This window comes from Bariatricus sp. HCP28S3_F11 (assembly GCF_052065395.1).
Taxonomy (GTDB): domain Bacteria; phylum Bacillota; class Clostridia; order Lachnospirales; family Lachnospiraceae; genus Allocoprococcus.
The window spans coordinates 1-25804 of the sequence record NZ_JBQHUC010000038.1 but is presented as its reverse complement, the minus strand read 5'-3'; the positions used below and the strand labels follow the sequence as shown (position 1 = coordinate 25804).

Below are 25804 nucleotides of genomic sequence, written 5' to 3'. Positions count from 1 at the left end.
CGCAGGAACAGGAATCTTTTCTAATGGGACGAGCGGCACAGGGAGTTTAACGAGGTATGGGACGAAACCCTTTACAGACGGGCGTTGCGTGTGCCTAAGAGCCTTGATGAAACACTGGATGTTCTTGAAGAAACAAAAGAGGATGTATCCGATGAAGAAATGATTGAAATCTTATCTTCGCTGATCGAAAAACTGCAGCAGATTGAAGACAAGTATTATTATACACTGGATCTGGATTCATATCTCTTGGCATCGGAGGATGATGAGTATGAAGATTAATCAATTTGCCCTTTATCGTGTCAATAAGATGACTGCCGGGCGGAAACTATGGCATCTATCCTACAATGAGGTCCGGGAAAAGAATCTTGCTGTTCGTGTGGAATTTTACCGGCATATGATGGTCGGTGAAATGAAGCCGGATGAGACCGCTAATGATATCTGGAAACGGATCCGGAATAAAACAGAAGTCAGTGATGTGCTGGTGCTTAACCATGAAGGAGAAATCTCCTGCTTTTATCTGAGTGATGATCATCCCAGAAGAATCAGCGGATTCATCCGTATGGGTACAACAGGAAGCGTTCTGTCTGTGGATACCCAAAATTATAGGATCGATGGTTATTCCGGAAACTGGAGAGTAACAGACTACATCATCATTGACGGAAAACAGTTTTATCTTCTGGAGCACCAGGAATTCCGGGAACAGGCTGCGAGGATTATTCTCGACAGTTACGGAAAATATGTGGCAGAAACCGGAATCGGAGGTTTTGATGAAACTGCCAAGCAGAAGATCCGTGAACATATTCATCCTGAGGATAAGTATCCGGAAAGGATGAAACAGCTGCAGATAAAGATGGAACTATATCAGAAATATTTCCAGAATGGGATGTATGAACGAAGCCATGAATCCGGAACGGAAGCCAATTATGATATGGTAGATGGTCAGGTCAATAACCAGAAAAAGGCTGTTGAAAAAGCGCAGAAACCAACATCGAATCGTCCGAAGAAAAGGACTTCTGTGATACGGAAACTTCATGAGAAACAGATTGCTATTGCAAAAAGATCCGGGAAACCGGTGCCGAGGTATCTGGAACAGCAGATGGTTCAGGAACGAAGCAGAAAATAGGTGGTGTTTTTATAGGACAGCTAATCCTTTATCTTATATATAACAGATAAAGAAAAGGGGCGAAGAAACATGAAAGGATACAATACAGAAAACGGATATATGGGATATGTGGATGGAGGGTATCAGCTCTTCGCCAGTGAAGCAGATTATAAAGATTGGCTGGAAGATTAATGGGAGGTTCACCACTATGAAAGGATTATTTGGAGATTTATTTGATTTCAACCACGATGGTAACATGAGTGATTTTGAAAGAGCTGCTGAAATGTCTTTTCTCCATGAAATGATTAGTGAAGAAAAGGAATACGAAGAAACTGAATTGGAATTATCCGGTCTGGATCCGGATGAATATGATTTTTAAAAAGGGAGCAAATAAACATGGGAAAAGTATATTTCACATTAACCGGAACAAAGCATTATTACGGAAATGATTTCCTGAAACCAGGAATGAAGCTGATTCTGGAAAAAGAGCCTGATAATGAATATGATAAAGAGGCTATCCTGGTTAAAATGGAAGGGATTGGAAAACTTGGCTATGTTGCAAATAGCCCGTACACGGTGCTTGGAGACAGTATGAGTGCCGGAAGATTATATGACCGGATAGGCGAAAAAGCATATGGAAAAGTGATTCTGGTTACTCCTCAAGGTACACTCTGTAAAATCAGCAAAAAAAGTATGACTGGTTATCTGAAAGAAAAAGCAGTAGAAAACGTATCCGAATAACCAGCTTAGAGGGTTCCGTCGCAGTAACGGTCTAACGACCGTAACTGCCGACGGACTTTTTGTGCGCATTTTCAGCAGAATCTGCTTGCTTTGGCTACAGTTACAGCACTTGTACTGCTGAAAAAGCGCACTTATCTAAGCCTTCTGTCTTAGACAAAAGACCTGCCTGATATGTATTTTGAAATTTTAAAAATTATGCTGTCTTTTTCAGTTCAAACAGGTGCTGTCCTGTCTTGTCGTTTTGGATCTTATTATGAAGCTTGTTTATATTATTGGCGATCGCCAGGACCACACTCTGGGCAGTCACATTGTCCATGCCCCGGTATGTGTACCGCCGGAATGCCATGTCTGCTTTTACATCCGCAAACGAGCCTTCTGCCTGGATGCTCCGGTTCATCCTCAGCTGTGTCCCGTACTCGCTGGTGATCCGTTCCAGATCTTCCCTTCTTTTTTCTTTCATCGTCTTGGAAACATAAAGCCTTTTTACTCTTTCTTCCATTGGGGTCTTGCTGTTATTCCCTTTGATACACTTTGTTTTATAGGGACAGCCTGCACACTCACTGCATTCGTAGACGGATGTGGTCCGTTGATAACCCGTTGCTGTTTTTTCTTTTCGGTCATATTTCCACACGATCTTCTTGCCATTAAAACAGATATAATGATCCTGCTCCGGATCGTATGTCATATTTTCCATGCGTCCGATATCCTGTTTATACCTGCGTTTCTTTGATTGTTCATAGTTATTCGGCTTGATATAAGCAATCTGACCGTTTTCTTCGAGAAACAGATAGTTTTCTTCACTTTCGTAACCGGCATCCGCAACGATATCCCGATAATGGAACGACAGGTGTTCCTCCATATCTTTTACAAACGGGATCAGGGTCCTGGTATCTGTCGGCCTCTGGGTCACATCTAGCCATGTGATATATTCGGAATCCACACCATGCTGGAGATTATAGGCTGGCTTGAGCTGTCCGTTCTGCATATGGTCTTCTTTCATCCTCATAAAAGTAGCATCCGGATCTGTTTTGGAATAACTGTTCCTGTCACCACAGAGGTGAATCTTCTGTGTGTATTCCTTCAGTTTTTCCATGTATTCTTCCAATGTTTCAATGGATTTTTGGATCTGGCTTTTTCTTTTTCCGATTCCATGGACAAACACGATCCCTTCTTCCTCTTTGATCTTATAGAGTCTTTTCCGGATCTTTTTCAGGGTTCTAAGACCGAACTTCTTTCCATTAAAAATAAAACGGATCCCATAGAGTATCTCGCATTCCTCCACAAAGACTGCGATCTTTTGGCAAAGCCTCTGCTGATGTTTTGTCACTGCTTTCTTCCATAAAAATGTATACCGGTTTGCTGCAGATTCAATTTTTGTCCCGTCAATAAAGATATGGATCCCGGATATCTCACCGAGGCTGTAGAGCATCTCCGTCACTTCGGCTAATGTCTTTTTCGAACACTGGGATAAATGAAGGGAGAGGAACCTGGCAATGGTTGCATGATCCGGTGCAGGTCTTCCTTCTAACAGATACATGAAATTGATATCCCTCTTACAGGCAGTTTCAATATCCCTGCTGGAATAGATATGGTTCATGGCAGCATAGATCACGATCTTGAACATCTGACGCGGTGTCACCTGGTCTTTTTTGATCTTTCCGTAAGACCGGTACAGATCAGTCAGTTCCAGCTCCTCCACAAACGCACTTAACAGGCGGACCGGGTCATCGTCCGGGATCAGAACTTCCAGTTCAAAGGGAAGTTTTAATTGATAATTCATCGAAGATAGGCTATAATCTTTCTGTATAATTTTAGTTTTGTGCATAACATAATTATACACCCAGAGCCGTTCTTTGCAAAAAAAGTTCGGCTTTTTTCTTTTGCTTTGCCACAGCCTGGGGGGAACAAAAACAGATTTTGGCACCGGGTGTGGCGTAAATGGCGGGGATTCATGTATTTGCAATGGAATCGTATTCCGAAGATTTATGAAAAAAGCGTGGATGCCTATGGTATAAAGAGCAGATGGTTTGCAGGTTTTGCGTCACGAAACTTGAGAACGAATCCGCCACCGAGCGCGTTGTCTGAGCGTTAGCGAGTTTAGCGCGAATGGCGTTTCCATAAACGTTCGAAAGTTGAGTAGCAAAACGCAAGTTGTCTGCGATTATGCCATAGGTACCACGCTTATTCATAAAACTATGGCAGCGATTCCATGTAATGCATGAATCTCTGCCATAGGGTTAGTGGCTGTTTTTGGTGCGACAGCCCCATCATTAAATAGCGTCACCTTCTTATTTACTTTTATGAAAAATCTTCATAATGGTTTCCTGCAAACTCTGTTCTTCCATGCCCATCAAACGCTCGACATTATAAATAAATCCTGCCATTTTCTGTTCTCTTTCTTCCTGACTCATCTCAGCCATGTCCAGATCATCGAAGGCAGTGTTGGCATAGAGCATGATCATCTCCACTACTTCTTTCGGATAAGCGGTGTGACAGATTCCCGATGCAATTCCCTCTTCCAGCAGCTCGGTAAGAAGTGGATTGATCCCGGCAAGCAAGTGTTTCTGCATCTTCTGATGCATCAGAGCATTCTGGGGACGGTGCACCTGTGCCATCACCTCTTCTCCCAGCTTCGAATCCACATTTAAAGCCAACACAGATTCGGTCAGCCGTTCCTGAAAGGGCATCGTTTTATTCTGCACAATCTTTTTGGCATCGACCATCATCCGGTTGGTCATTCTCTCGATGACCCCATCCAATATATCTTCTTTCGATTTATAATGATAATAAAGAGTTCCCCGGGCAATCCCCACACCTTCCAGAATATCATTGGTGCTGGTATGATCAAAGCCTTTTGTACTGAACAGCCGTTCCGCCACGTCCAGAATCTCTTCCCTTCTCTCCTCCGCATCCTTCACAATTCTCATATCACATCATCCTTTTTCTCACATCTACAGGCAACCGACCATCTGTCGGTTATGAGTATATCTAACATTTCCGGCTCTGTCAATATGCTAATCACACTTCGATTCCAATCTCTTGAAGAAACATTTGACCGGCATTGGACAGTTCTCTGTCCTTACGAATCAAAAATACGCTCATGACATACATTCCATCATTGGCAATGGGGCGGATTAACATATCTGTTGTCTTCTTCTCATCACCCTCTGAATAGGGAATGAGAGCCATGGCCTGAAAGGACCTTGCCCATTCAATGGCAGTCTCATTGATCGATGTAATAATGGACACATTTGGCGCAACGGCATGCTGGCCAAATACTGTATAAACGATATTCAAAATATCAAAGGGGATTGCCAGAGGATATCCTATAAAATCTGTGATTTCCAAAGGCTCTTCGGAATCAGCAAGGGGGTGGCCTTCTGGGATGACTGCCACAATATCATCCTTTTCATAGGGGAAGCTTGTAAGGGAACCATACTGAGGGATACTTGCACGGATCAACCCAATTTCTGTGATACCATTTAAGACATTAGGCACAACAAAATCGCTGGGAATCTCATATACATCATAATTGATATCCGGATTGTTTTTTACAAACTTCTCAAAAAGCTGATGTATATAATGAATTGAATTGCCAGCAGGAATGGAGATTTTCAGCTGTTCCCGATATCCCGTCTGCTGACAGGAAATGGAAGTACGGATGCTTTCTTCTATTCGACACATTTCCCGTGCTTTGTTATAAAATATGCGACCGGCCTCCGTCAGTTCAATGGAGCGACTTCCCCGATTGATCAGCTTTGCCCCATAGGTTCGCTCAATGTTTTTCAGCTGATTACTTAAAGATGGCTGTGCAATCAGCAATCGTTTTGAAGCGGCAAGAATACTCCCGCACTCTACAATTGCAACAAAGTTACGATAAGATTCCAGAGTCATAAAGCACCCTCCATATAATAAAATTATTATAATTCATATGTAATATTAGTAATTTTATTATATTTCACTTTCCATTATAATACAAGTGTTTGCATTTAATTTATTTATCCGAATATACGGAATACCAAAGAGCATATAAACATGCAGAAAGAGAGGAAATATGACAAACATTTTAACAGACATTCTGGCTGTCATTGGCGTTGTACTGAATGGACTCCCACAGGGATTACTGGCCCTTACTTTCGGATTTGCATCCATTCCTACCGCAATGGCATTTTTTATTGGCGCGATTGGTAACACCGTGACCCAGAGTGTGGCACCAATTTCATTCCAGGCAGAAACCATTACCTATGCCGGAAGTGCCGGAAAAAACCGTTCCGAACGATGTACCATGATTTTTCTGGGTGCAGTCATCATGGCCCTGATCGGAGTATTTGGACTATTAACAAAAATCGTTGATTTTGTCGGTGAAGATATTGCTTTCGGAATGATGGCCGGTGTCGGTATCATTTTAACAAAAGCTGCCATCGATATGATCAAAAAAGACAAGCTTGCGGGAGGCGTTTCCCTTGCAGCGGCATTGGTTACCTATTATCTTACCAGAAACAGTGGAAATACTCTGGTATACACCATTGTCATTTCTGTCGTGGCATCCTGTATTGCCAACGCCATTTTCAAAAAAGAAAAAGAAAATATTGTTGTCGTGGATGACAAATTCATCCGTCAGAAATTTACCATCAATACAAACGTTATCATGGGTGCTCTTGGAATGGTATGCCTGAATATCGGTTCCAATATTTCCTTTGGATCCATTACTGCCAGCATGGCAACCAGCGGAAATTATAACGTTGACCATCTTACTGTAATCTCTTCCCTGGCTGATATGGGATCTTCTTTCTTTGGAGGTGCGCCTGTAGAATCTATTATTTCTGCAACTGCCAGTGCACCGCATCCGGTATGGGCCGGTGTAGCAATGATGGTTGTGATCGGAGTGATTTTGATTCTTGGAATCCTTCCAAAAATCAGCAAATATGTTCCGGCTTCTTCTATCGCTGGATTTTTATTTGTACTGGGAATTTTCAAAACAGTCGCTTTAGATGCACCGGCTGCTCTTGCTACCAATGCGGCTGTCGGCGGATCTACTCTGGTTGTCACAGCAGTAACTAATCCATTCCTCGGAATGGTTGCCGGTATCATTGTAAGATTTCTTGGAATGTAATTCATAAATGGAGGAAAAAGCATGACTAAATATACAATGGAATTATGTGGTATTAAAAGAGTTCTCCCATTTATCCCAATCAATAAAGATACTGCTTTTGCCAGTTTCGTTGTTTTAGGAGATACAGAGCTTGTCGCTGCCTGTGCTCCAAAGCTTGCGGAACTGATTGGTCCTGTGGATGCCATCCTCACTGCTGAGGCAAAGGGCATTGCCCTTGCCTATGAAGTCAGTAAATGTCTTGGCTTGAAGGAATTTATCGTTGCAAGAAAAAGTGAAAAATCTTATATGCAGGACGTGGTTTCTGCTTCTGTTCATTCAATCACCACTGCTGGAGAACAGCACCTGTATCTGGACGGTGTGGATGCGGAAAAAATTCGTGGAAAACAAATCTGTATCATTGATGATGTGATTTCAACAGGGGAATCGCTGCACGCTCTGGAAGTTCTTGCCAAAAATGCAGGGGCAGAGATTGTAAAAAAAGGTGCTCTTTTAGCCGAAGGAAAAGCCGCTCAGAGAGAGGATATTCTCTTTTTAAAGAAACTTCCTTTGTTTACCAAAACAAAAGACGGTTATAAAGAAATCATCGATTAATACTATAACAAGGGAGCCATCCGATTTTTTTACAGGATGACTCCTTCTTTTATGAGTTTTTTATACAATTTTTTCCTTTCCTTCGGAACCTTTATAACCGCTTTTTTATGAATTCCCTGGAACACTTTTTTCCCAAAGCTTTTTTTGCTTTATAGGAAATTTCTCAAATCGTTAAATATGATGTATAATAAGTTTGAATCAAAAAGGACATAACAAAAGAGCGAAGATGTGGACTTCGCGATGACGTTGATTATGGAGTTTTTTGTTGTTTTTTAAATGCACTATTTGACGATGTAGAAAGATGGTGGTGTGTGGAGTCATCCATATCCCATTACCTTTCGATATTGTTCAAATAGTGCAATTTTTTTGTGGTAAACCTCGAGTACGAGCATAGAGGAACCGCATTTAGGACAATTTAAAGGATCATATCCAAAGGTGAGTAAGATTGAACTGCGCCAATCTAAAAGAGAACGGAAGTATTTACGCTTTTCGGGAGAGATACATCGCCGTAGTTTCTTTTCGTGCTTATGATGTTTTGCGTAGATACCGTAATATCGAAGCATTTTAAAATGTTTTTTAGGAATGTGAATGATGAGTCTTTTGATGAAATCCAAAGCAGGAACACATTCGGTGATTGTTTGATTGTCTTCATGTCTAGTGTAATGAAAGGTTACAGTATTACCGTCATAATCATCGATGCGGGTAGTGGCGATGACCGGACGACCAAGATAACGACTAATATATTTGATTGTGATATCTGGGGTGCAAAGATTAGGTTTGGCACGAACATAAAAGCCATCGGAATGGTTTTTGTAAATATCATTTTTAACTTTGCGAAAAGAAGGGCCTAATTTTTCTGTAAGTCTTTCAAGAAGAACTTTACGAAAAGCGATACGAAGGAAAGTGAAATCAAAGTGTTTAACAGTTCTCCAAACAGTAATGTTACCAGAACCTCCTTCAGAGATGAGAGCATGGATATGCGGATTCCATTTGAGATCACGGCCGAAAGTGTGGAGAACACAGATGAAGCCAGGAGTGAAGCATTCAGATTTATTCATCTTAAAGAACATACGAAGAACAACGTCTCTAACAGAAGAAAAGAGACAGTTTAAAAGAGAACGATCTTTGAGGAAATAGATACGAAGTTCTTCGGGAATGGTGAAAACGCAATGGCGATGAACACACGAAACTAACTTGCAAGACATGTGAAAAGAACGTTTGAGGTTATACATGTTTCCGCAAGAAGGGCAAAACCGAGATTTGCAACGGAAAGGAACGAATTTTAGTTCACCACAATCAGGACAAGCGAAAAAAGCGCCGCCATAAGATGGGTCGCCACAGTGAATCATCTTAGAAATGTTTTCAATCTCGGTCTGACGAGGATGAAGTTCATAAATAATATGCTCGTAATAATCGGTAAAAATAGTTTGTAATATATTGCTCATAGCGTTATTTTACAGTATAGAAACACAAAGAAAAACCCCAACCCCTCATGATTGAGGGGCAGGGGAGCTGAGAGTGTGCTCAGCACACTTTTTTATAAATGAAATCTGCCTTCTTCTCCCATTTCATTCATCCAGAAGAATGCTGCAGAGAATTCCTTTGGTTTTGTGAGTACCGGCACAGTAAGAATATCTTTCTGGACGCCAAGTACCTGTGCCAACTTTTTTAATAATTCCTCTCGTGGCATACGTGCATTGGTCTCATACTGAGCAATCCGGACATCAGCGGTATTTTCAGGAAATCCAACAGCCATGCCAAGTTCTTTCTGGGTAAGATTGTTTTTGCGCCTTAAATATCGTAATTTTTCTCCAAATGTAATCATAGTCATATCCTTGTATTTTATGTGTCGAGGTGCCGGTCTGGCACCTCAGTTTTTAAAGTTACAATTATTCTCCGGAACTTCCAAAGGCATCCGTGCCTCTCTCTTTTCCCAGATCAAATACAAAATCTGCAATAATGATGGGTGTGATCACCAGTTGCCCTACTCTTGTATCTTTAGATATGGTTTGAGCTTTATTGCTGACATTGCTGATGATGGCATGAATCTCTCCACGGTATCCGGAGTCAACCGGCGGTAGCTCGCAGGTCAATCCTTTCTCTGCCATGCTGCTTCTAGGAAATACAAATCCGGCAAATCCGTCTGGAAGAATCAATCCAAATCCCAAAGGAATTTTGACAATTTCTCCTGGCTGGATGGTACAGTCATAAGGCATATACACATCGGCACCGGCATCGTTTTCATGTACACGGAGTGGATTGTGTCCGTGAGTAAGTCCAAAATCAATGAGCCTTATTTTCATACCGCGTCACCTCTGAAAAGCAATGGATAATCCATATGGAGAATTTCATCGGGCAGCAGGATATGGTCAATTGGATGCCCGCAACTCATTTTCCCTTCCAGACATTTTCCTTTCTGACAAAATGGGCCTGTCTGTTCCGGAGTAAAAAGAGCTGGACTCAATTTATACAGATTCTGCCAGATCATGAGCATCACAATTCTCATTTCATCCGTATTTCTGCGGCAGCAACGCTGGCCGATCATATGCTTCCACTGATATGGAGTTGCGCTGATGATCAGTACATTTCTTAATCCCTGCGGTGTTGCATAACCGGCAGCATCATGGCTGATCCCTGCTTTGCACAAACGGTCATAACAGTCCATGTCTGCCTGACAGCTTTCCAGATAAAGTGCCTGAATTTCTGAAGGTGCTGAAATGATCTCGTATGGAATAGCAAAATCAGCTTCTCCGGAATAGTTGCTGTACTGTAATGATGCGCTCATGAACTTTACTTCGTTCTGGTGCCGGGTGATCTGGGAAAGGAATCTTCTGCTGGCACCAACGACAGCTAGGGTAATTACTGCAAATTTCTGAATGGCAGGGTGCGGAAGTTCTCCCAGATTGGTTAATGTTTCATCCGTAAAGGATTGGTTATACAGATCCATCAGGTCATTCATGGAATGGATGATATGCCCTCTCTGGGTTAGCCTTGCGGCAAAGACCATATTCTTTTCTGCCTCTTTTACTGCAAAGCAGTTCAGGATTTTTGTTTCTATTTTATTCATGGCTGCCCTCCTCTCTGACCAATGCATTGAGCAGGAACAGATAATTTAAGGTATCTGTGATCTTCTCATTCCAAATACTCTGATCATAATCTGCCTGTTCTGAAAAGCACATATCATAAATTGAAATGATGTGTTTCGCCATCATTCCGGCAAGAGCCCTTTCTGGTGTACATTCCTGTAAGGCAGCAGCGGTTTTAAATGCACTGAGCCTGTCTGGGCTGTTTCCGGTATATTCTTTTGCTTTGTTCAACAGGGTTTCTTCACAACGTTTCACCTGCTGTTCAAAGATCAAATAAAATTCTGTTTGCGTCATAATGTCTTGTCCTCCTTCTTTTTGTGTTGTGTATTGGTTTTTGATTTTTCTGTTTGTGCCGGTTGTTCATGAGAATTGTGAACGAATGGTTCTTCCATTCCGAGAATGGCATCTACATTTGCACCGGCGATTTCCAGTTCTTTGTGATAATCCCGGAATTGTTTTACAACTGATTTCTGGGCATCAATAGATTCCTGTAATTCTGATTTTTGAGATTTCAGTGTCTTCATCGACATCATCTTTCCGTCCGGATAGAATGCTTTTAACCAGTCGCGGGCTTCCTCATAAGATCTGATTTCCGAAGAATGCTCCTGTCGGAATTTCTTTTTATTTCGTGATTTCAGAAATTCTGCATACACTGATTTTGAAGCAAAATACTGACCGGTAAAGTGGATCTGTGAGTTCAGAGTTTTCATTTTGGAAGTGAGATCAGAAAGCCGATCCTGCGCCTCTTCCATTTTCGCCTGAATGTCTGAGGTCTGATTTTGCAGATCCTCTCTGGTGTCATAACCATGATCCTGGATATAAATAAGCGTATTTGCCATATGCTGAAGATTGCTGATCTTCACCTTCCGAGCATAAGCCTGATTCTGCATCGCCTTTACATTTGTCTGGAGATCCGTCACGAGACGAAGCTCTGATTTTATGTAAAAGATGACAAATGGATCTGTATGATAATCGACTCTTGAAGCACTCTTCGATTTGAGTGTGCTTTTGTGAGAAAGAGCTTTGTTGTTCTCATGATTCTGAAATACCTGTTCCAGAAAATCTTTTCCATAATTGGCACCCAGAGATTCTGCGGAGATCCGTCTGTCTCTGTCCGGATGAAGATAACGATAACTTCCTCTTTTCTCGATGACAGAAATATTGAACCTGTCCAAAAGCAGCGACTGTAATTCATCAAAACTTCCGGATAGTTGGGAACATTCATTAATCGCTTCCCGCAGAAATTGTTTCTGTGTCTGAAATACGGTGGAAGCCGGTTTAAGTCCGGCAGCACGGATTTTCGCGTTCACCTTATCAAGTTCATCCTGCCCATGGGTTTTCGCCCAGTATTCTCCTCTGGTCATTTTTGCAGGAGCCGGAGAAAGAAGATCAACCTGATGTAGCCCTTCCCGGTTGCACATATCCATGACTTCCTGTTTCAGATGATCCAGTAATTTGTTTGTGGACCGGTGCTTATAACCGGCTTCCTGCTCATGGGGCTTATCCATGTAGTCCTGTCGATCAACCGCATATTTGCGGACACTGTTGATGACGATATGGGTATGAATATTACCGGAGCCATTGTGTCCATCTGTATGAGTGACTACCAATGCCTGATAGCCGGGAAAGTTTTTGCGGGCAAATTCCAGACAAAGAGCCTGGGCCTTTTCTCCGGTAAGTCCACATTCTGTTGCGTCTGCCGGGTCAAAACTGATGATGTAATGGTGACTTTTGATATCTCCTCTTTTCTGATTTTTGTGAAAAAACTGATTAGTCCTCTCGCACTCTTTGTCAAAAGACATCGGATCGCAGTTCAGTCCGTTCATATAAAATTCTTCTCTCAGTACCTTTCTGCCGGAATCATCCAGAACCGGTTTCCCTGTTTTTTCATTGTGTTGAAAAAGCAGATATTCCAGAGAGTCAGAATAGTTCGCGTTTCTGCTTTTAATGTGTTTGATTATGGCCATGTAATTCACCTGCCATTCGTAATACTTCTTTTCTCAAAGAGAACAGCTCGGAAATACATTGCCGGATCTCATCCTTTATTTCCTCAGACCATTCCCCGCCGGTGTTAAAATACCTTGCAATCTGATTGAGATTCGATCCGATTTTACCGTATTCACTGACCAGCTTCCGAAGTTCATCCATGTCAGCTATCACCTCGATGGTGTTTGTAATTTCCTTTTCAAGAAGTAATTTTCTTAGATACTCTGATCTGGAAATCCCAAGAATAGATGCCCCCTGATCTAAAAGAGCCATCTCTGCATCAGTAAGTCGTACAGCTACAAAATGTGGATGTGTAACTTCTTTTCTTTTATTTGTTCTCTCCATATTCCTCCCTTCCAACGGAATCATTCATCACATTGTGATGCCAACATAGGTATAAATGGCTGTCCCTTCCATTTGTACCATTGTTGCTGCGACCACTTTTTCAGTGGAAGCCAAAAGACATCTGTGATGTCAAAAACGAGGGCATGGGGAAACGGAATCCCCATCAAGATGAAAACCCGTAAGTGCAACAGTTGCCAAAATGGCACTACTGTTAAACACGGGTGGATCTTGCTCTTAGAAAAAGAACCTCTCACTTATATGGGAGATAAGAGCCCCTTATACAACATGGATTTTGAAATCTGAACTAAATATTTAAAATTGCAATGTACAAAAAATTTTTATGCAATGTACAATACTAGATATTTGATTGAAAATATTCCTGTATAGGAATATAATAAAATTGGCTTTTTTTAAATTGGAGGGACACAATGGACTATTTGACAACGAGTGAAATTGCTACAAAATGGAATGTTTCACGGAGAAGAGTTTCCATGTATTGTAAAGATGGAAGAATTAAGGGGGCTGTGTTGAAAGGAAAAACTTGGTTGGTTCCGAAAAATGCAGAAAAGCCAGAAAATCCTCGACATCAAAAACGTCATTCAGAAGGAGAATAAACGAGTTATGCAAATAGAATTTGAAGAAATGCTCAAATTTAGTAAGGAATTATATTCAAGAACAGCACTCATCAAGGCGGCTTATAATTTTACAGATATGGCATATATTCATTTAGATGCGGATGACCATTATTATTATGTTTTTATATCAGCTAAAGAGGACGGAAAATCCATTTCGGAAAAGGATTTTATTAATGAAATGCTTTCTCAAAGTGTAAGACATGTAGTTTATAAACAAACAAAAAATATTAGAGAACTTATGCTTGCCAGGGCAATGGCTTCGAGTGTAATGCTGAATGAAAATTATGATAGCTTGGAAGATGAAAATGAAGATTTTTCTGAAGATGAAATATTAAAGGATTGGTTCAAATAATGATAACATTACAGTTACATTCGGAAATTTTTTCCGTTGATAATATTGAATATACCAAAGAAGCATATGCAGATTTCGCAAATATCAATATTAAATCAGAGAATAATTATTGGTTAGTAACCTTTTCGGATTGTAAATATGATGAAAAAGAAACTATCAAAGCCTTTGAAAATTATTTGATTGGATTGGAGAATTCTTAATGGGATGGATGGAAATACTTTTTCTTCTGGTTATGATTTCTTTATGTTTAGCTGTTATTAAAACTGATGTAATAGAAGGAATGGTTTACAATAAGACGCTATTCCCTTTTTTGGTACTTGCAATAATAATGGATTTTTTCTACTATGGATTCTTTTACCGTGAAATGATATTTCCATTTGTTATAAATGTCATTGTTGTTTCCATAGCCAGTTTTTGTTTGTTCTATACGCATTGTTTTGCAGGAGGAGATTGTAAATTAATTATTGTATTATCACTGCTCTATCCATCAAACTGTTATATAAGTTATGGAAATAACTTGATTACAGTTGTCTTTACTATTGGCATTGCAGTTTTTTATGGGTATATTTATTTATTAGTGACTTCGATATATGCCCTTGCAAAAAAAGATAATAAAATGACGAGAAATTACGTAAAAGGTTATCTGTTCTCATTTTTAAAATCGTTTTTTACTGCACTTATTTATATCAGTGCAGTCACTTTGATTTTACACTTATTGGCTGAAATAGGATTGTTTGCTCCAGTTTGGATTACTCGGATAATTTGCATTGTAGTTTCGTGGGTTGCTGGTAGATATCCAGTACTTAGAAAAAAACAAATTTTAATATCTGCTCTTATTGTTGATATTGTGTTGGCAATTTGTTTGAGGCTTATTCCATTTTCGATTCATCCTGAAAACTATATTTTAGTATTTGCACTTTTGATTTGCCAAATGACTATAAAAACAAGCTTATATCAAGAGATTTCTATAGATGAAATTAAAAAAGGAATGATCTTGTCAATGGGATCAACGGTTTTAATGCAAAACTCAAGAGTGAGAGGGTTGCCGAAAATATCATCCGAAGACTTGCGAGATCGTCTTACAGAGGATGAAGTAGATAGTGTTAAACGATGGGCCAAAGGTAAAAAAGTGGAAACACTTACTATCGTAAAAAAAATACCATTTGCTACTTTTATTGCGCTTGGATTTGTTAGTTATATGTGTGCTTGGGGATTATTGTCATGGGTATAAAAATAGAGAATTATGCTGAAGGATTTAAATATGTTTCTTTAGCATTAGATGAACAAACAAAGAAAGACTTAATTGAGGATGAATTAGATTTTATTTTTTTCGATAAAAAAGAACTATTTCTTTTTCCTTCAAGGATAAAATTAGAAATCAATGAGGATGGAATTTGTGAATTATTACATCATAATAATTATGATGTATATGAAATATGGCCAGATGGAAGAATGTATCTCAGATATGACACAACTTCTGTTGATAATTATTTTTTTGTAACAGGTAAGTGCAATTCTAATTGTATCATGTGCCCTTCTCCAGATTATACAAGGAAGAATGGTGACGAAACAAATATTGAAAATTTAATTACCTTGGCTAAACATATTCCATCAGATAGCCCACATTTGACAATCACAGGTGGAGAACCATTTCTAAGCGGAGAAGAAATTTTTAAATTTATTTTTTTATTACGTGAAAAATTCCATAAAACAGAATTTTTGTTTTTAACAAACGGAAGAATATTTGCCTTGGATAAATATGCCAAGATGCTACGGGATTCAATACCGAATAATAGTATTCTTGCAATTCCCATCCATGCTTCAACCGCAGAACTTCATGATCGCATCACTCAAACTAAGGGAAGTTTTTCTCAGACAATATTGGGGATTAAACGACTGTTGAGATATGGTATTCGAATCGAAATACGAATTGTTGTTTCTAAGGTAAACTGTGAGGACATCAACAATCTGGCGGAATTTATTATCCGTGAGATTCCACAGGTCGAATATATTAGTGTAATTGCAATGGAAATGACAGGAAATGCATTTAAGAATAAAGATAGATTATGGATTCCCTATAAAGAAGCATTTTACTATGCCTCTGGTGCAATCAATAAATTAATAAATAACGGAATCGATGTGAAATTATATAATTTCCCGTTATGTACTGTAGATCCTTCGTGCTGGATGATTTGCGAGAGAAGTATTTCTCCGAATAAAGTTCGCTATAGTGAAACTTGTGAAGTATGTAATTATAAACAGTCATGTGGTGGTGTGTTTGCAGGCACAATAAATATTGAAAGAGATGAGTTGAAGGCAATTATATGAAGTTGAATTATTTTAATTTCAAATCTTTTGGGGAAAAGATTCTTTTAACAAATGATTTGGGAGAATTTATATTTATTAATGAATCAGAATTCCGGGATCTGATCAGTCAAAAAGTTAAGAATGGATCTTTGTTGGAACAGAAGTTAATAGAACATCATATGATTTATGATGAAACAGCGTTATCGTTTTCATACACAAACCGATATAATCTTAGATTTGTAAAGAACCATTTAAATATGTCTGCATCATTACATATCTTTGTGGTCACAACAGCATGTAATATGGGATGTGTATATTGTCAGGCCAATAATGGAAGTAAATGTTCGAATATATTTATGGAAAAAAAGATGGCTGAGAAAGCGGTTGATATTGCACTTCAATCCCCGACAAAGTGTTTAACTTTTGAATTTCAAGGAGGAGAACCTCTGCTGAATTTCGATGTAATAAGGCATATAGTAGAATATACGGAAGAAAAAAAAGGCGCACATTTAATTAATTATAATATTGTGACCAATTTGACGTTGCTTGATGAAAATATATTGTCTTTTATTAAAGAATATAATTTTGGAGTGTCTACATCTATTGATGGTCACGATTTACTTCATAATCATAATAGACCATACAAAAATGGATCACCAACATACAATAAAGTAATTGAATCTGTTGGAAAATTACGTGAAGCAGGGATATATGTTGGTGCAATTCAAACCACGACAAGAGAGTCTTTGAATTATCCAAAAGAAATTGTTGAAACCTATTACAATCTCGGTTTTGACAGTATATTTATCCGACCTTTAACACCTTTAGGGAAGGCAACGGTTAATTGGAATGAGATTGGATATTCCCCTGAGGAATTTTTAGGGTTTTATAATGAAGCATTAAAAACAGCAATTCAACTAAATGAGAACGGATCTTTCTTTAAGGAAGAACATGCTTCTATTTTACTTAAAAGGATTGCTGGACAATTTGTAAATTACATGGAACTTAGATCACCTTGTGGAGCAGGAATTGGACAGATTGCTTACTATGCTGATGGAAATATCTTTACATGTGATGAAGGACGAATGTTATATGAAATGGGCAATAAAGCATTTTGTTTAGGAAATGTAATGACGAGTACATATCAGTCTCTTATAAATAATAGTACATGTAAAGCTATTTGTGCATCCAGCATTCTAGAGACTATTCCTTCCTGCTGTGATTGTGTCTATCAGCCATATTGTGGAACATGCCCAGTGGTTAGCTTTGCTGCAAATGGAGATATTATAGAAAAAACTCCACATGGTTATAGATGTAAAATTTATTCTGGATTATTAGATGAACTCTTTTCTCTATTTCTAGAAAACGATAATAAGAAAATGCAGGTATTGCGTTCATGGAGTAATTAACAATGGCAAATGATAAAAAAGCAGATTTATTGGTCAAAAATGAAGAATCAGCATTGGAAGCAATTAATGTTGATACTAACGAGGAAGAAATTCCTGAAGATGAATATAGAAAAGCAAAGAAGAAAAGGAAAAATAAAATTATTGCAGGATTAGCTTGTGTAGCAATCGTTGAAGCTAGCGTAGCTGGGGCTTTTTCTTATGTAATAAATACTCATCATATTCAGAAGCGCGTTATACGGGAATATGAATATCAGAAAAATGGATTTGTGTCTACAACTATGGGTAACTATTCTGGAGACATGGATTTTGGATTATTTGATGGAACTGGTGAATTTATATTTGATACTGGTGCCGTATATACAGGAGAATGGGAAAATGATCAAATACAGGGATTAGGTAATCTTAAAATTCCTATAGAAGGAACTTACGAGGGGGAATTTTCATCAGGAGAAAAATCTGGTATTGGTTTATTTACCTGGGATGATGGCGATTCTTATGAAGGTGAATGGAAATCCGACAAGATGAATGGTCAAGGCGTATATACAACAGCTGACAATGTTACATATACGGGAACTTTTGAAAACAATAAATTTAAAGAAGGTAACTGTGAATTTGAAAATGAAACAGGTAAATACATAATCGCCTTTGACAATAAAGAAATACGTAGCGCTGAAATCACATATCAAGATGGTACTACTTATTCGGGTGATTGCAATAAGAGTGGAATTTCCGGATCTGGAACCATGGTGTTTTCAAATAAGGATTCATATTCAGGAGAAATAGAGAATGATAAACGTTCAGGAAAAGGTATATATACTTGGAAATCCGGTGCTTCTTATGATGGTGATTGGCTAAATGATGATATGTCTGGTACTGGAACGTATACTTATTCCAAAGATAATTATGCGACAGGGACATTTGAAAAGAATATTTTTATAGAAGGATCATATCACGTAGCAAATGATTTCGGAACCTATACATTTGTTATCAAAGAAGGGGAACCTACTTCTGTTGAAATGACATTAAAAAACGGAACAAAATATTCCGGAGATATGTCAAATGGAAAGCTAAATGGAAAGGCCCAAATTACATATAGTAATGGAGACAAATATAGCGGTATGGTGTTAAACAACCAGAAGTCAGGGCAGGGAACATATGAATGGACAAGTGGTGCTTCTTATGAAGGAGAATGGTCTGAAGATAAAATGAGTGGAACGGGATCATATTATTATTCTCCAACAGAAGGTGGCTACATGCTTACTGGAGAATTCAAAAATGGGCATCCTGATGGTGAGTGTACATATTATGTATCGTCTTCAGAGTATTATAAAACAGATTGGTCAAATGGAAAATGTGTAAAGGTGTATGAGTAATTATGGATAAATTATTTCCCGAATTTCAAAAAAGTATAGAGAACTTAATAGAGGATGAAGAAGGCAATATCCCAGGCAATAAGTTATTGGCTTTAGGAACAATGATTATAATTTTAGGTAGTTTAATGACGATGGATGCATTTGCAGCGCATAGATCCCACAGCTCGCATAGATCGCACAGTTCGCATAGTTCACATTCATCAGGTTCGCATGGAAACAGTCATAGCAATCATGGAAGCCATGAAAGCCATCAAAGTCATCAGAGCCATACTTCTCATTCGAACACAGGCTCTCATTCGAACTCAAGATATAGTGCTGAGGGTGATGTTAGCTACTCAGCACCAGCAGCTTCTAGTGTGCCAAAAATTTCAGAGCCTACTGTAGAGATGACAGCAGATTCATTAGGATTGCCAGAGGTTAATCAGAATATTCAGTTACCGAACGGGACACCGATTTCTAGTATTCTTCCATCTTTTGCTGTTCCAGCATCAACTGTAACAAGTAAGATGGATTCAATGGAAATGAATACTCCGTCATCTACGGATCCGATTGAATAAAAAGAGGTGTTAGCATATGGTTTTATTCAAAAAAAATATTTCAAATAATAACAATACAGTGGCTGAAAAAATGTCACAACCAATAATAAAAAACTATGAACATGAACCTGTTCAAGTTGCAACGATTGTTATTAATAGTATACAACAAGGAAATTATTCTGAGATTAGTAAAAAACTAGAAGAACTGCCGAGCACTGGATTTCGTCGAACTCAGTATGTTTTTGAGGCACCAAGGACAACAATTTTCAAATGGATAATTGGTATATGCATTTGTTTTATAATGGGATATTTATATTTTGCCGTTATGGGACTTGGAATGCATATTTATTCCGATAATTATGAGGTGTATAGCCAAGTCTTCTTAGGAGTTACTTTATCGGTATTTGTTATTAATGTTTTTGTTATTATTTTGGCTGTTAATTCAATAAAATTTTCCAAACGATATGAAAAATATTTTGAATTATTGAAGTATAAGAATGTTGAGATAATTGATGATATATGTGCATATACTTCTTTTCCATATTCCAAGGTGGTTAAAGATCTTTCTTGTGCAGTAAAACAAAAACTCATTCCTCAGGGGCATTTTTCTACTGAGAATCTGGTGTTTATTGCCTCTGATGAAATGTATAAAAAATACGAAGAAAATAAACCAGTATATGATCGATATTATAAACAGTTAATTGAAGAACGTATTCGCATGGGAGAACGTTCCGAAGAGATACAAAAGATTTTAGATATTGGACAAGAATATGTTGATAAAATACATGACAGTAATCGGCTAATTGAAGATAAAAGTATTACGATGAAATTGGCTCAGATGGAAAAAATAGTCGCGACAATTTTCCGTGAAGTTGATCTTAATCCTGAACAGTCTGGAAAGCTGGGAATGTTCCTTAATTATTATTTACCAACCACGGAAAAATTACTAAATGCATACATCGATATAAATGAAAAAGAGATTGAAGGAACAAGCATCAAAAATGCCAAAAGGGATATTGAACATGCCATTGATATGTTGATTGTTTCGTTTGAGGGTATTCTAAACCAGTTCTATGAGGAGCAAGAATTGGATATTGCCAGTGATATCGCGACTATGGAATTACTTATTAAACAAGAACAAATGTAAAATAAAAATATGGTAAATGATAAGCTAATTGATTACATTGATAATCTAAAATCAGTATTACAAGGAAGATTAGTTATTGGCAATCAAGAATCTATTTCTGTTTATGGAAGCATCGAACAACAAAAGTTGGGAGAATTAGCGAAAGAAATTACACACTTGTTTTTAAAGCAAGGTTACAGCATAGAGATTACCATTAACAATATTTTGGATGAATTAAAAGAATTTCAAGTCACACCACATAAAAAAGGATGGGCTTTATCTTTTTTTGAAAAATCTCCGCCTAAATCAGTATTGTTGGGGCATTACACCTCTACGCTCAAATATATAGAAAAATTGAATGTAGAACTGAAGTTGCAAGAAGCGGAATTATTAAAGGAAAGTAATGTGCTTGAACGTTTGGAAAAACAAATAGAACGGTGTGGCTATGACTTGCAAAACTGTATTGATAAAGGAAAAACTTTGATTTTGAGTCATGATAAGACACAGAACACTGATTCTGAAGATGTCGAACATTGGTGGATTCGATTAGAACAAAGAATTCGTGATTTAGAACTATCTTATATGGTATCAATGCAAACCATGTCACAAGTTAAACTATTAAAAGACAATAATAATCAGATAGTTAATAGGATATTAGAAATTACGACTAAAACAATTCCTTTATGGAAAAGTCAAATGAAAGTGTTTATTTCTATCGCTAACAGTTCTGATAAGGAAGAAATAAATGGAAGACTTGGTGAAGAATTGAAACTTTTGTCAGAGATAGAAATAAGAGACACTGATATACGAAAAGAATTGAGAAATATCTCATTATGAAGGGAGAAATGATTGTGAGCACAGAAACTCAAAAAAGAACAACATTAGTATTAAATCCGGAGGATCACAAAAGAAATCCGTTATTGGATGACATTCCAGTAATGCAATCTGTTGTTTCATCAGAAGAATCCAAAGGCTACTCTGCCGGAACAATTGATGAATCAATGCTCTCAGAAGAAGAACGCGAAATGGTTGATCAATTTGCTTCTGAAATAGATATTACGAACGTTGATCAGGTTGTGAAATATGGAATGAATGCACAACAAAATATTTCTGATTTTTCAGTATCTATATTGAAAAAAGTTAAAACATATGATTTGGGTGATGTAGGTACATCACTTAAAGAATTGACAACTGCAGTAGATGCAACGACTGAACCCGAAAAAAAAGGAATTTTGGGAGTGTTTCAAAAAGCCAAAAGAGGTGTTGGATCGATTAGAGCAAATTATGCAAAGGCTGAGAGTAATGTGGATCGAATAGAAAAAGATTTACGTTTACATCAGAATGTTTTAATTCAGGATATTTCTATGTACCAGCAATTGTATGAATTGAATGTACAATATTACAAAGAATTGACGATGTATATTATTGCTGGAAAAAAGGCATTAGATAAAGCAAGGAGCGGTAAACTGGCTGAATTAAAAGTGAGAGCTGATAAAACAAATCTTCAAGAAGATGTACAAGAATACAAAGATTTTGAGGATTTATGCTATAGATTTGAGAAAAAGATTTCTGATTTGGAATTAACGAGAGTCATTGCGATTCAATCAGCTCCGCAAGTTCGCATGCTTCAAAATAATGATCGCGAAATGCTGGATAAGTTACAGTCCTCATTGTCAAATACGATTCCGTTATGGAGAAATCAGTTAGTATTGTCATTAGGTATTGAACATTCGCAGCGTGCCTTAGAAGCACAGTCTGCTCTTACTGAAAAAACGAATGATTTGTTGCGCAGAAATTCAGAAACTTTGAAAATGGCAACAATTGAAACTGCTAAAGAGGTTGAAAGACCGATTGTCGACATTGAAACTCTTCGTTTATGTAGTAAAAATCTGATATCTTCCGTAAATGAAGTTGTAAAGATTCATGAGCAGGGAACTGCAAAACGCGTGAAGGCGCAGGAAGAATTGATAAAGATAGAGGAAGAATTAAAACAGGCAATGGTGGGAAACTAAAAATGATTATAGATAAACGGTGATGATATGAAAAATAAACTATTTCCGAAAAAATTCACTCTGAGAAAAAATGTAAATATTGCTGTAGTTGCATTTTTTATCATTACATTTACTATTGGATGCAGTTCAGTGGACACATCGGAGCCAAAAGAATTTACCACAGAAGTAGTTACAGAAGATACCAGAGATGTTTCCGATTGGACACAAATGTATAATAATAAGGAAGAAAGCCAGGAAGAGTGCGAGATAAATGAATTAAAGGAAGATGATGTTTATATTCAGTGTAGTGATTTTATTAATGACAATTCAGAGGATATATTGGACTATGTTTCTAAGAATGTGAACTCAGCTGTAACCTTTAATTTATTAGCTCCTTCTGATAATCCACATTACAATAATTATATGGAAGTAATGGAGGATGTTGCAAAATTATTAGGTGCAAAAGAAAAAGATGGAACATATCTTTATATGCATGCGAGAAATTCAGTTGGCGGTAGCAGTGCATATTTTTCGTGGAGGTTTTTGGTCAATAATAACGAGTACTTAGTTTATGTACAAGATGATGACACGAAAGACTATTGGACTGTTGGGATTGATAATTATGAAAAATCTGAATACTAGATAACAATAAAAGATGATAAGAGGTTTTCTGTATCTGTAATTTTGGCAACTTTTATATGGGAGTGTAACCATAATACAAATGATATATCAGAAATGGATTGAGGAAATTATATAAATAATAAATTAAATTCTCTATATTGAAATTGTATATTATTGAATGTAAATTTTATTATTAATTTATTGTTGTTGAAAGGAAAAAAATGAAAAAAGTTAAAGTATCATTTAATGCGCCAGTTACATTGGGGATGGTTTTGATTTGTTTCATAGTAACCATAATGGGTATTATTACACATGGACACAGTACGTATCTCTTATTTATGACATATCACTCCTCGTTAGCAAATCCATTAACGTACCTAAGATTTTTTACGCATATATTTGGTCATGATGGGATTAATCATTTTATAGGAAATGTTACATATTTGTTGTTATTAGGGCCGCTTCTAGAAGAAAAGTATGGAGCATTTAATTTGATAAAAGTGGTATTTATCACTGCTGGTGTCACGGGGATTATTAATTATGTGGTATCACCTGATACAGCATTATGTGGTGCTAGTGGTATTGTATTTGCATTTATTGTATTGTCGTCGTTTACGGGATTTAAAGAGGGAGAAATACCATTAACCTTTATTTTGGTACTTATACTGTTTGTGGGACAACAGTTTTATGAGGGGATTGTTATAAATGACAATGTATCCCAGTTTTCACATATACTGGGCGGGGCAATTGGCGCAATTATGGGATACAATTTAAATAAAAAAGGAAGGGTTGCCTAATAATGTGCAAAAAATATTTGATTTTACTTCTATCTTTATTAATGGTCGTAGCTATTTTTTGTGGAGGATTATTCATCAAAAGAGAGATGAATAACAGAGATTCATATAAACAGGCTATTGAATACTTAGCTGATGGAGATTACGAAAATGCTTACAAAAATTTTGATGAATTAAGAGGATACAAAAATTCAGATCAGTTAGCCCAAGAGGCAATTTATAAAAATGGAATAAGCAAAATGAATATTGAAGAATATGAGCTTGCCCTTGAGCTTTTTCAGACAATCCCAGAGTATAAAGAATCAGCTTCTAAAATTGAAAAAATACAACTATATTTACAAAATGAACAAGCTAACAAAACTCAGGATATAAACCAGAACGATAAATTAGAGAATAATGACACCAATCAAGAACTAATCACTACATATGAAAATAAAGACGCTGAAACTCCAATAAGGGTTGAGGAAAATACAAAAATAGAGAATATAAACGGATGTTATAGTAGAACGGTTGACCGAGATAATGACACCTATTATTTGCTAAGTGTATCAATAGATGAGGGAGGAATAATTAGCATTGACTATACGTTATATCATAAAGATTGCAATTTCGAAGGTGGTCGTATCACAGGATATTCTTTGTTTTACAATGAACAAGCAAGCTGGAATGAAGAAGAACAATCATACTTACTAGAAAGAGGTACGTCGAAATATACGATATCAGTTCAAAATACAAATGAAATTTTAGTCGAAACAGATAGCGAAAAAGAATATGATCAATTGTTTGTAGGAAAATATCTTCGTGACAATTAGCGGTGATAAAATTAAAAAAGATAGTCGCTATTGAACGTTTGCTTATTGTGGTGTTAGTGGTATTGTATTTGTATTTTATTGTATTGTCTTCGTTTACGCGATTTAAAGAGGGAGAAATACCACTCACTATTATTTTGGTTGTAATATTATTTGTTGGTCAGCAAGTATATGAAGGTATTGCGATAAGAGATAATATTTCTCAACTAACACATGTTATTGGTGGTGCAATAGGAGCTTTTGTTGGGTATCGGTTCAATAAAAGCAAATAATGATTAATCGAAATAATATCCGTTAATAAAGGAAGAAAAATGAAACATTATATTGATAATAATTGGAAACGTTACCTATGTCTGTTGCTTTGTATAACTCTGATATGTGCTATATTCGGTTGCGGATATGAAAAAAAAGAAAAATCGTATAAAGAAACATCTGAACTAGTGTATATTCCGACCGCATAGAGCACTCTGCACGGAGGTTTAGAGCAGACCTTCCGCCTTTTCAGAGCAACCTTTCCGCTCTGCTGAGCACTCCGTTCCGGAAAAGCAGTGCATACCTTTCCGGATACGAGTGCAATGATAGATTTAGTATTCCACCGGAATCTCTATTCCGTGCTCTGTAAGAGTAGCTTTTAATACATCAATGTATTCCCGTAGGTGCTGGATTTCAATCCAGTTTCCGTGGCATAATTCATTGGCCTCTGCTAATTCATGGCGGGTCAATTCATAGTCCATCCATTGGATACATTTATGGTCTTTGCTGAAAGCGCAATAATTATCCTGAATTATTCATGAGCATATAAAAATGCTCGATACTACAAAACCTTGAACCAGCTCCCATGAAATCAATCGAGTTATCCACAAAAATGGGTAGACTATCCCCTTGAA

General features: G+C 37.5%; 32 protein-coding genes and 1 pseudogene. 22 read left to right on the top strand and 11 right to left on the bottom strand.

From position 1 onward, the window contains the following. The 5 genes and pseudogenes from ACTNBR_RS14105 to ACTNBR_RS14085 all read left to right on the top strand — a co-directional run. A pseudogene (locus tag ACTNBR_RS14105) lies at positions 1-117 on the top strand (sigma-70 family RNA polymerase sigma factor); the annotation flags it as partial. Next, positions 91-279, top strand: a complete 189-nt coding sequence (locus ACTNBR_RS14100; RefSeq protein WP_441018814.1) for a hypothetical protein — start codon at positions 91-93, stop codon at positions 277-279. The pseudogene ACTNBR_RS14105 and the gene ACTNBR_RS14100, both read left to right, overlap by 27 nt. Next, positions 269-1123 (top strand): DUF4316 domain-containing protein, encoded by an 855-nt coding sequence (locus tag ACTNBR_RS14095; RefSeq protein WP_427808665.1) that lies wholly within the window; start codon positions 269-271, stop codon positions 1121-1123. Before ACTNBR_RS14100 ends, ACTNBR_RS14095 begins: the two co-directional genes overlap by 11 nt. Before the next feature lie 187 nt (positions 1124-1310). Beyond that, positions 1311-1481: a hypothetical protein gene (locus ACTNBR_RS14090; RefSeq protein ID WP_427808664.1), complete on the top strand. Its 171-nt coding sequence runs from the start codon at positions 1311-1313 to the stop codon at positions 1479-1481. A 17-nt stretch (positions 1482-1498) separates the two neighbouring features. Next, entirely contained in the window at positions 1499-1843 is a 345-nt protein-coding gene (locus ACTNBR_RS14085) for an HIRAN domain-containing protein (RefSeq protein WP_427808663.1), read from the top strand. A 193-nt stretch (positions 1844-2036) separates the two neighbouring features. On the opposite strand, the gene ACTNBR_RS14080 is transcribed toward ACTNBR_RS14085, so the two are convergent. The 3 genes from ACTNBR_RS14080 to ACTNBR_RS14070 form a co-directional block, all read right to left on the bottom strand. Further along, positions 2037-3668, bottom strand: a complete 1632-nt coding sequence (locus tag ACTNBR_RS14080) for an IS1182 family transposase (RefSeq protein ID WP_441018810.1) — start codon at positions 3666-3668, stop codon at positions 2037-2039. A 463-nt stretch (positions 3669-4131) separates the two neighbouring features. Next, the gene (locus ACTNBR_RS14075) at positions 4132-4770 is read right to left on the bottom strand and encodes a TetR/AcrR family transcriptional regulator (protein WP_441018808.1); all 639 of its coding nucleotides are present in this window, start codon (positions 4768-4770) and stop codon (positions 4132-4134) included. A gap of 91 nt (positions 4771-4861) precedes the next feature. After that, positions 4862-5737, bottom strand: a complete 876-nt coding sequence (locus tag ACTNBR_RS14070) for a LysR family transcriptional regulator (RefSeq protein WP_427808658.1) — start codon at positions 5735-5737, stop codon at positions 4862-4864. 160 nt (positions 5738-5897) lie between these two features. On the opposite strand from ACTNBR_RS14070, the gene ACTNBR_RS14065 reads away from it, so the two are divergent. Both ACTNBR_RS14065 and ACTNBR_RS14060 read left to right on the top strand, forming a co-directional pair. Next, positions 5898-6956, top strand: a complete 1059-nt coding sequence (locus tag ACTNBR_RS14065) for an NCS2 family permease (RefSeq protein ID WP_427808854.1) — start codon at positions 5898-5900, stop codon at positions 6954-6956. A 21-nt stretch (positions 6957-6977) separates the two neighbouring features. Next, entirely contained in the window at positions 6978-7547 is a 570-nt protein-coding gene (locus ACTNBR_RS14060) for a phosphoribosyltransferase family protein (RefSeq protein WP_427808853.1), read from the top strand. Positions 7548-7864: 317 nt separating this feature from the next. Here ACTNBR_RS14060 and ACTNBR_RS14055 read toward each other — a convergent pair whose 3' ends face one another. The 7 genes from ACTNBR_RS14055 to ACTNBR_RS14025 all read right to left on the bottom strand — a co-directional run bounded on the left by ACTNBR_RS14055 (position 7865) and on the right by ACTNBR_RS14025 (position 12964). After that, positions 7865-8992: an IS91 family transposase gene (locus ACTNBR_RS14055; protein WP_427808852.1), complete on the bottom strand. Its 1128-nt coding sequence runs from the start codon at positions 8990-8992 to the stop codon at positions 7865-7867. A gap of 92 nt (positions 8993-9084) precedes the next feature. Then, positions 9085-9372 (bottom strand): helix-turn-helix domain-containing protein, encoded by a 288-nt coding sequence (locus tag ACTNBR_RS14050; protein ID WP_441018806.1) that lies wholly within the window; start codon positions 9370-9372, stop codon positions 9085-9087. A 64-nt stretch (positions 9373-9436) separates the two neighbouring features. After that, positions 9437-9850 (bottom strand): dUTP diphosphatase, encoded by a 414-nt coding sequence (locus ACTNBR_RS14045; RefSeq protein ID WP_441018804.1) that lies wholly within the window; start codon positions 9848-9850, stop codon positions 9437-9439. Continuing rightward, positions 9847-10614, bottom strand: coding sequence for an FAD-dependent thymidylate synthase (locus ACTNBR_RS14040; RefSeq protein WP_441018802.1), 768 nt, complete (start codon positions 10612-10614; stop codon positions 9847-9849). The genes ACTNBR_RS14045 and ACTNBR_RS14040 overlap by 4 nt, the downstream gene beginning before the upstream one ends. Then, positions 10607-10927: a hypothetical protein gene (locus ACTNBR_RS14035; protein WP_427808848.1), complete on the bottom strand. Its 321-nt coding sequence runs from the start codon at positions 10925-10927 to the stop codon at positions 10607-10609. Before ACTNBR_RS14035 ends, ACTNBR_RS14040 begins: the two co-directional genes overlap by 8 nt. Then, positions 10924-12600, bottom strand: a complete 1677-nt coding sequence (locus ACTNBR_RS14030) for a relaxase/mobilization nuclease domain-containing protein (protein WP_441018800.1) — start codon at positions 12598-12600, stop codon at positions 10924-10926. The genes ACTNBR_RS14035 and ACTNBR_RS14030 overlap by 4 nt, the downstream gene beginning before the upstream one ends. Next, complete coding sequence (locus ACTNBR_RS14025; RefSeq protein WP_441018798.1) at positions 12578-12964, bottom strand: plasmid mobilization protein; 387 nt, start codon at positions 12962-12964, stop codon at positions 12578-12580. The genes ACTNBR_RS14030 and ACTNBR_RS14025 overlap by 23 nt, the downstream gene beginning before the upstream one ends. A gap of 428 nt (positions 12965-13392) precedes the next feature. Here ACTNBR_RS14025 and ACTNBR_RS14020 point away from each other — a divergent pair, with 428 nt between their 5' ends. The 15 genes from ACTNBR_RS14020 to ACTNBR_RS13950 all read left to right on the top strand — a co-directional run bounded on the left by ACTNBR_RS14020 (position 13393) and on the right by ACTNBR_RS13950 (position 25189). Beyond that, positions 13393-13578 (top strand): helix-turn-helix domain-containing protein, encoded by a 186-nt coding sequence (locus ACTNBR_RS14020; protein ID WP_441018796.1) that lies wholly within the window; start codon positions 13393-13395, stop codon positions 13576-13578. Between the two features lie 7 nt (positions 13579-13585). Continuing rightward, entirely contained in the window at positions 13586-13951 is a 366-nt protein-coding gene (gene hxsD, locus ACTNBR_RS14015; protein WP_441018794.1) for a His-Xaa-Ser system protein HxsD, read from the top strand. Next, on the top strand, positions 13951-14151 hold the full coding sequence (locus ACTNBR_RS14010) for an HxsD-like protein (RefSeq protein WP_347375363.1): 201 nt from the start codon (positions 13951-13953) through the stop codon (positions 14149-14151). The genes hxsD and ACTNBR_RS14010 overlap by 1 nt, the downstream gene beginning before the upstream one ends. Beyond that, a complete protein-coding gene (locus ACTNBR_RS14005) occupies positions 14151-15182 on the top strand; it encodes a hypothetical protein (RefSeq protein ID WP_441018792.1) in 1032 nt (343 codons plus the stop codon). The genes ACTNBR_RS14010 and ACTNBR_RS14005 overlap by 1 nt, the downstream gene beginning before the upstream one ends. Beyond that, positions 15173-16279 (top strand): His-Xaa-Ser system radical SAM maturase HxsC, encoded by a 1107-nt coding sequence (hxsC, locus tag ACTNBR_RS14000; protein ID WP_441018790.1) that lies wholly within the window; start codon positions 15173-15175, stop codon positions 16277-16279. The genes ACTNBR_RS14005 and hxsC overlap by 10 nt, the downstream gene beginning before the upstream one ends. After that, the gene (gene hxsB, locus ACTNBR_RS13995; RefSeq protein WP_441018788.1) at positions 16276-17667 is read left to right on the top strand and encodes a His-Xaa-Ser system radical SAM maturase HxsB; all 1392 of its coding nucleotides are present in this window, start codon (positions 16276-16278) and stop codon (positions 17665-17667) included. Before hxsC ends, hxsB begins: the two co-directional genes overlap by 4 nt. A gap of 2 nt (positions 17668-17669) precedes the next feature. Next, positions 17670-19040 carry a hypothetical protein gene (locus ACTNBR_RS13990; protein WP_441018786.1) on the top strand — a complete coding sequence of 457 codons (1371 nt, stop codon included), beginning with the start codon at positions 17670-17672 and terminating at the stop codon, positions 19038-19040. A gap of 2 nt (positions 19041-19042) precedes the next feature. After that, positions 19043-19597, top strand: coding sequence for a His-Xaa-Ser repeat protein HxsA3 (gene hxsA3, locus ACTNBR_RS13985; protein ID WP_441018784.1), 555 nt, complete (start codon positions 19043-19045; stop codon positions 19595-19597). Positions 19598-19613: 16 nt separating this feature from the next. After that, positions 19614-20723, top strand: a complete 1110-nt coding sequence (locus ACTNBR_RS13980) for a 5-bromo-4-chloroindolyl phosphate hydrolysis family protein (protein ID WP_441018782.1) — start codon at positions 19614-19616, stop codon at positions 20721-20723. A 9-nt stretch (positions 20724-20732) separates the two neighbouring features. Continuing rightward, a complete protein-coding gene (locus tag ACTNBR_RS13975; protein WP_441018780.1) occupies positions 20733-21539 on the top strand; it encodes a toxic anion resistance protein in 807 nt (268 codons plus the stop codon). Positions 21540-21553: 14 nt separating this feature from the next. Beyond that, entirely contained in the window at positions 21554-22714 is a 1161-nt protein-coding gene (locus ACTNBR_RS13970) for a toxic anion resistance protein (RefSeq protein WP_441042718.1), read from the top strand. A 27-nt stretch (positions 22715-22741) separates the two neighbouring features. Continuing rightward, positions 22742-23335: a hypothetical protein gene (locus ACTNBR_RS13965; RefSeq protein ID WP_441018777.1), complete on the top strand. Its 594-nt coding sequence runs from the start codon at positions 22742-22744 to the stop codon at positions 23333-23335. Between the two features lie 200 nt (positions 23336-23535). Then, on the top strand, positions 23536-24111 hold the full coding sequence (locus ACTNBR_RS13960; RefSeq protein WP_441018775.1) for a rhomboid family intramembrane serine protease: 576 nt from the start codon (positions 23536-23538) through the stop codon (positions 24109-24111). Positions 24112-24113: 2 nt separating this feature from the next. Further along, complete coding sequence (locus tag ACTNBR_RS13955; RefSeq protein WP_441042717.1) at positions 24114-24920, top strand: hypothetical protein; 807 nt, start codon at positions 24114-24116, stop codon at positions 24918-24920. 2 nt (positions 24921-24922) lie between these two features. Continuing rightward, a complete protein-coding gene (locus tag ACTNBR_RS13950; protein ID WP_441018772.1) occupies positions 24923-25189 on the top strand; it encodes a hypothetical protein in 267 nt (88 codons plus the stop codon). Positions 25190-25501: 312 nt separating this feature from the next. On the opposite strand, the gene ACTNBR_RS13945 is transcribed toward ACTNBR_RS13950, so the two are convergent. Continuing rightward, positions 25502-25702, bottom strand: a complete 201-nt coding sequence (locus tag ACTNBR_RS13945) for a mobility-associated LCxxNW protein (protein ID WP_441018812.1) — start codon at positions 25700-25702, stop codon at positions 25502-25504. Positions 25703-25804 lie beyond the last annotated feature (102 nt).